General features: G+C 72.7%; 3 protein-coding genes. 2 read left to right on the forward strand and 1 reads right to left on the reverse strand.

Features of this window, described 5'->3' with window-relative positions:
- Both D7X32_RS42995 and D7X32_RS43000 read left to right on the forward strand, forming a co-directional pair.
- The coding region (locus D7X32_RS42995; protein WP_244239498.1) for a bifunctional metallophosphatase/5'-nucleotidase at positions 1 to 1,696 on the forward strand (1,696 nt) is incomplete at its 5' end.
- Between the two features lie 231 nt (positions 1,697 to 1,927).
- Entirely contained in the window at positions 1,928 to 2,350 is a 423-nt protein-coding gene (locus D7X32_RS43000; protein ID WP_120608277.1) for a hypothetical protein, read from the forward strand.
- 113 nt (positions 2,351 to 2,463) lie between these two features.
- Here the strand turns inward: D7X32_RS43000 and D7X32_RS43005 are convergent, their stop codons facing one another.
- Complete coding sequence (locus D7X32_RS43005) at positions 2,464 to 5,244, reverse strand: Hsp70 family protein (protein ID WP_120608278.1); 2,781 nt, start codon at positions 5,242 to 5,244, stop codon at positions 2,464 to 2,466.
- Positions 5,245 to 5,422: the final 178 nt, after the last annotated feature.

Here is a 5,422-nt window from a genome sequence, read left to right on the forward strand (position 1 = left end):
CGCCCCGGCCGAGCCCGTGCGGCTCACGCTGGTGGGCACCAACGACTTCCATGGCTGGGTGATGCCCCACCGCGCCACGCTGCCGGATGGGCAGAAGGTGGAGGAGGGCGGCGCGGCGCTCTTCGCGTCCTACGTGGCGCGGCTGCGCGAGGACAACCCGGGCGGGGTGCTGCTGGTGGATGGCGGCGACCTGTTCCAGGGGACGCTGGCGTCCAACCTGGGCGAGGGCGCCATCGTCGTCGACGTGTACAACCTGCTGGGCTACGCGGCGGTCGCCATCGGCAACCACGAGTTCGACTACGGCCCGGTCGGCCCGGGGCCGGTGGCCACGCGTCCGGACGAGGACCCGCTGGGCGCGCTCAAGGCCCGCGTGGCGCAGGCGAAGTTCCCCTTCCTGTCCGCCAACGTGCGCGAGAAGGACGGCCGCCCCCCAGCGTGGCTGGGCAATGACGGCACCACGGTCGTCACGGTGAAGGGCGTGAAGGTGGGCCTGCTGGGCCTGTCCACGCTGCAGACGCCGCAGACGACCAACCCCGCCAACGTCGCCAGCCTGAAGTTCGAGTCCCTGGCCGGCGCCGCGAAGCAGGCCGCGAAGTCGCTGCGCGCGCAGGGCGCGGAGGTGGTGGTCGCCATCGCGCACGCGGGCGGCAAGTGCACGGACCTGGCGAACCCGCACGACACGTCCGGCTGCGTGCGGGACGACGGCGAAATCTACGCGGTGCTGGACGCGCTGCCCCAGGGCGCGGTGGACGCCGTGGTGGCGGGCCACACGCACCAGCCCATGGGGCACTTCTTCGGCGACGTGCCGGTCATCGAGACGACGGGCCTGGCGCGCTCGTTCGGCGTGGTGGACCTGTTCGTGGATCCGGTGACCCACCGCGTGCTGCCCGAGCGCACGCGCATCCAGGCCGCCATCCCCGTGTGCGGGGCCGTGGATGCCACGCTGAAGTCCTGCGACCCGCTGAAGCTGCGCGACGCGAAGGACGTGCGGATGGTGCCGGCCACGTTCCTGGGCCAGCCGGTGACGCCGGACGCCCGCGTGGAGGCGCTGGTGGCCCCCGCGGAGGCGCGCGTGGAGGAGGAGCAGCGCCGCCCGGTGGGCGTGGAGACCCAAGCCCGCATGCCCCAGGTCTACGAGGGCGAGAGCGCGCTGGGCAACCTCATCGCGGACGCGATGCGGGAGGCGGCCCGCTCCGACGCGGCGGTGATGAACGCGGGCGGCATCCGGGCGGACCTGCCGCAGGGGCCGCTCACCTTCGGGAAGCTCTACGAGATTCTTCCCTTCGACAACACGCTCGCGGTGCTGGACCTGAGCGCGGACGAGCTGCGCCGCTTCCTCGCGCTGGCCTACGGCGGCCGCAAGGGCGTCTTCGCGGTGTCCGGCCTGGAGGTGACGCTGGCCGCGTGCCCCGGTCCGGAGCGCTTCCAGGGCGTGACGCTGCCGGGAGGCAAGGCGCTGAAGGCGAAGGGAACCTACCGGGTCGCGGTGCCGGACTTCCTCCTGCGCGGCGGTGACGGGGTGGGACCGCTGACGTCCACGCTGCCACGGGAACGTATCAGCCTGTTGCAGGGGCAGGACCTGCGCGAGGTGCTCACCGCGTACGGCCGCGCCCACGGCAACGCGCTGAAGCCCCCGGCGCTCGGACGCGTGCACCTGGTGAAGGGGACGGGGCCCTGCGCTGACGCGAACCCCTGAAAAAGTGCGCCCGGGGTTGGAAATTTTCTCTCCGTGCTGATCCGCTGGGGCTGGATCGCGGCGCAACCCAGCGGAAGATCAGCGGAAGGCGCCCAGGGCCGAATTTTCGGCCTGGGATCAGTTTCCAACGGAGGGAAACCTCCCTACTCTAGGGCACGCGAGATCCCTTGCAGGCGCGGCCCCGAGTCAGCGCGAGCAAGTTGGAGCCCGTGCGTGGGAGGGACAGAAGAGATGCTCTACAAAGTGACCCCGATGATGGTCCCGGTTGCGCCCGAGAAGAAAGAGGCGCGTGAGCCGGGGCAGCCGCGCAAGCGGCGCAAGTCCTCCGTCTACGACGCTGACGGCCACGAGGTGCTGATCTCGCTGATGTGTCTGAAGTGCAAGACGCTCAAGCCGCTGGCGCAGTTCGGGCTGCGGAAGATGGCGGACGGCGCCATCCGCAACCAGCCGTGGTGCCGGGGCTGCCGCTCGGGCGCGGGCACGAAGAAGCCGAAGAAGGACGAGGCCCAGGCCACCACCGTCCAGGTGCCCGTCGCCGCCGCGGAGCCCGTGTTCCAGGTCGTCGCCGCCGTGCCGCTCGACGCCGCTCCCGTGGCGCCGACGCTCGTTGACGCGCCGGCTGCGGACGACGTGACGGTCACCGCCCCGGTCTGATCCACGGCCCGGGATGATCCGCCCTGCTGGGGCGCGCACTGTTCGCGCCCCGCACGGGACGGATCTGCTCAGGGCCCGCCGTCCCCCCGCGAAGAGGGACGGTCCGCTTCACGTCAGGACAGCCGCAGGCCCGCCGGCAGCGTGTCGCCGAGCGCCCGGGCTTCGTCCGCCGCCTCCAGGGCGACCACTTCCCGCACCATCCGCACCCAGGTGTCGGCGGCCTTCGCGGCCACCAGCGCCTGGGCCGTGCGCTCGCGCAGCGCCGGATCCAGATCGCGCGTGCGGTCGCCGGTGAGGCGCGCGAGCTGGGCGGCGGCGAAGGGCGCCCCGTCCACCTTGCGCAGGTCCAGCGACAGGAGCAGCTCCAGCCACGCCTCCGCCGTCTCCACGTCCACGACCTTGTGGCTGCTGCCGTAGAGCGGCACGCGCGCGCCCAGCCGGCCCAGGGCCCACGCCCACGGGCCGCCGGAGCGGGACTCGGCCTTCAGGCGCGCGGCGATCCACCGGCCCACCTCCGCCTTGTCGCCCGGGGACAGGTGCTCCAGCGAGGCGACGGTGCGGATCATCTCGTCCAACCCCTCCGGTTGGATTCCCTTGAGCTTGCCGCCCTGCGTGGGGGCTTCCGGCGGCACGCGCCGGGAGAGGTGCGGCTGGAGGTAGCCGTACAGTTTCTGCTGCTGCGCCTCGGTGAGGCCGCCCGCGATGCGGCGCCACATCACCCAGAACTCCGTCCACACCGCCTTGTCCGTGTGGTGCTGCACCAGCGCGTCGAAGAGGCTGAAGGTCTGCTCCGCGCGCCAGCCGTCCAGCGGATAGCCGAAGCCGGGGCGCAGGCAGAAGCCGGTGAGGCTGTAGAAGACGCGCTCGTGGTCATCCGTGCGGCGGCGCTTGCTCGCGCCCGCGTAGAGCGTGCTCCACAGCTCGCGCAGCACCGGCACGCGCCACGTGTCGCGCGGGCCCAGCACCTTCTCCAGCGTGCGCGACAGCTGCTTCACGTCCTTGGGCCCCAGGGGCAGCGGCTTGTTGCCGTAGACGCGCTCCACGTTGTCCTTCGCCTCGGCGAAGCGCGCGGGCATGGACTCGGTGACGGTCAGCTCGTGCGAGCCGCCAGTGCCGCGCAGCTCGAACTCCAGGCGCCAGCGCTCGTCCGCGACGTCCGACACGCAGAACAGCTCCAGCGTGCCAATCTCCGTGAGCGCGGCCTGCAGGTGCACCGGCACCTCCGTGACCTTCCCCGCCGCGCCCTTGAGCAGCGTGTGGATGGGCGGCAGCGGCTTCAGGTCCTCCGCCAGCGGCACCAGGTCCCCCGGCTTGTCGATGCGGTCGCTCGTCGTGGAGTAGAGCGCGAACTGCACCGGCCGGCCCAGGGTGAGCGTGAAGGGGCGCTCGCCCAGGTCCACCTTCTGGCCCTCCTCGAAGCCGCGAGGAATCAGGCACAGCGTGGGCTGCTCCGTGCTGTCCGCGCCGCGCTGCAGGCCCACGTAGTACGCACGCGCCGCGCCGCCGCCAATGCGCAGGCCGTGCCCGCGCCGCACCAGCCCGTAGTACGCCGCGCCCCGCGCCACCGCGAGCTCCAGCGACTCGTGCTTGAGCATCGGGATGCGGGGTGCCTGCGGCCACCACGCGGACAGCGCGTCCACCAGCCGCGCGGAGATCTGCGGCGAGTTGAAGACGCCGCCGTTGAGCAGGATGGCGTCCGGACGGGGCAGGGCGCCTTCGTGCGACGGCGTCTCGCCCAGCGCCGCGAAGCCCGCAGCCGCGTGCTGCGCGAGGAAGGCCGCCAGGTGCCGGGTGACGGCGGGGTCCTGCACGTACGGCAGGCCCAGCTCCTGGAGCGCCATGCGCGCGGAGCGCCGGGGCCGGTCCTCGGGAGGGGACAGGGGGAAGAAGCCGTCCAGCACCAGCGCGTGCGCCTCGTCGCGGCCCAGCTCCGTGGACAGCGTGCCGCCCAACAGCCGGCTGCCCTCGCCGATGATCGACACGCCGTATTTCTCCGGCGGCGTGCGCCCCAGCAGCTCCTCCTTCGCGGTGCGCGCGGCCTGGATGGCCTGCGTCCACTGCGTCGCGGACAGGCGCTTGCCGTTCTGGGTGAGCTTCTCCTCCATGCGCCGCGCGAGCGCCGCGTCCATGTTGTCGCCGCCCAGCATCAGGTGGTCACCCACCGCCAGCCGCCGCAACATGGGCCCTTCCGGCGACACGCCCGCGTGCACCAGCGTGAAGTCCGTGGTGCCGCCGCCCACGTCCACCACCAGCACCAGCCGCACCTGGGACAGCGTCTGCTCCAGGTCGGAGCGGTGGCGCGCGGTGTAGTCGTAGAAGGCCGCCTGCGGCTCCTCCAGCAGCGTGAACTTCTCCAGCCCCGCCTTGCGCGCCGCGCTCACCGTGAGGGCGCGCGCCGCCTCGTCGAACGAAGCGGGGACGGTGATGACTACCTCCTGCTTGGAGAGCGGCTCGTCCGGGTGGGCGTAGTCCCACGCGCGGGCCATGTGCGTGAGGAGCAGGGCGGACGCATCCACCGGGGACAGCTTCTGCACGTCCGCGGGCGCGCCCCACGGGAGGATGGGCGCGGAGCGGTCCACGCCCGGGTGGCACAGCCAGCTCTTGGCGGAGGCCACGAGCCGGCCGGGCACGCGCGCGCCCTGCCAGCGGGCCAGCTCGCCCACCACGTACGGGCCGCCGTCGTCGCCCCAGGGCAGCCGCAGCACCTCCGGGGCCAGCTCGTGGCCGGCGGGGACGTAGACGGTGGACGGAAGGAGGGCGCGCGGGGCCACCTCGCCCTGGCGGACGAGCTGGGGCAGGGGGAAGTCCTCGACGGGCGCCCCCGCGCCCTTGCCTGGATCCACGGATGCCACCGCGCAATGGGTGGTGCCCAGGTCGATGCCGACGATTCGCATACGCCTCCGGTGTGCGGGGCCCCTTCTACTCCTTCATGCGCACGTTGAGCTCCAGCTTCCAGCGCCCGGAGCCGTTCTTCTCCAGGCACCGCAGCTCCAGCGTGCCCACCTCCGTCACCGCCGCCTGGAGGTTCACCGGCGTCAAATCCCCGAAGGGCGTGGCCTGTCCGGGCAGCGT

Origin of the sequence: Corallococcus carmarthensis (assembly GCF_003611695.1) — a bacterium.
Taxonomy (GTDB): Bacteria; Myxococcota; Myxococcia; order Myxococcales; family Myxococcaceae; genus Corallococcus; species Corallococcus carmarthensis.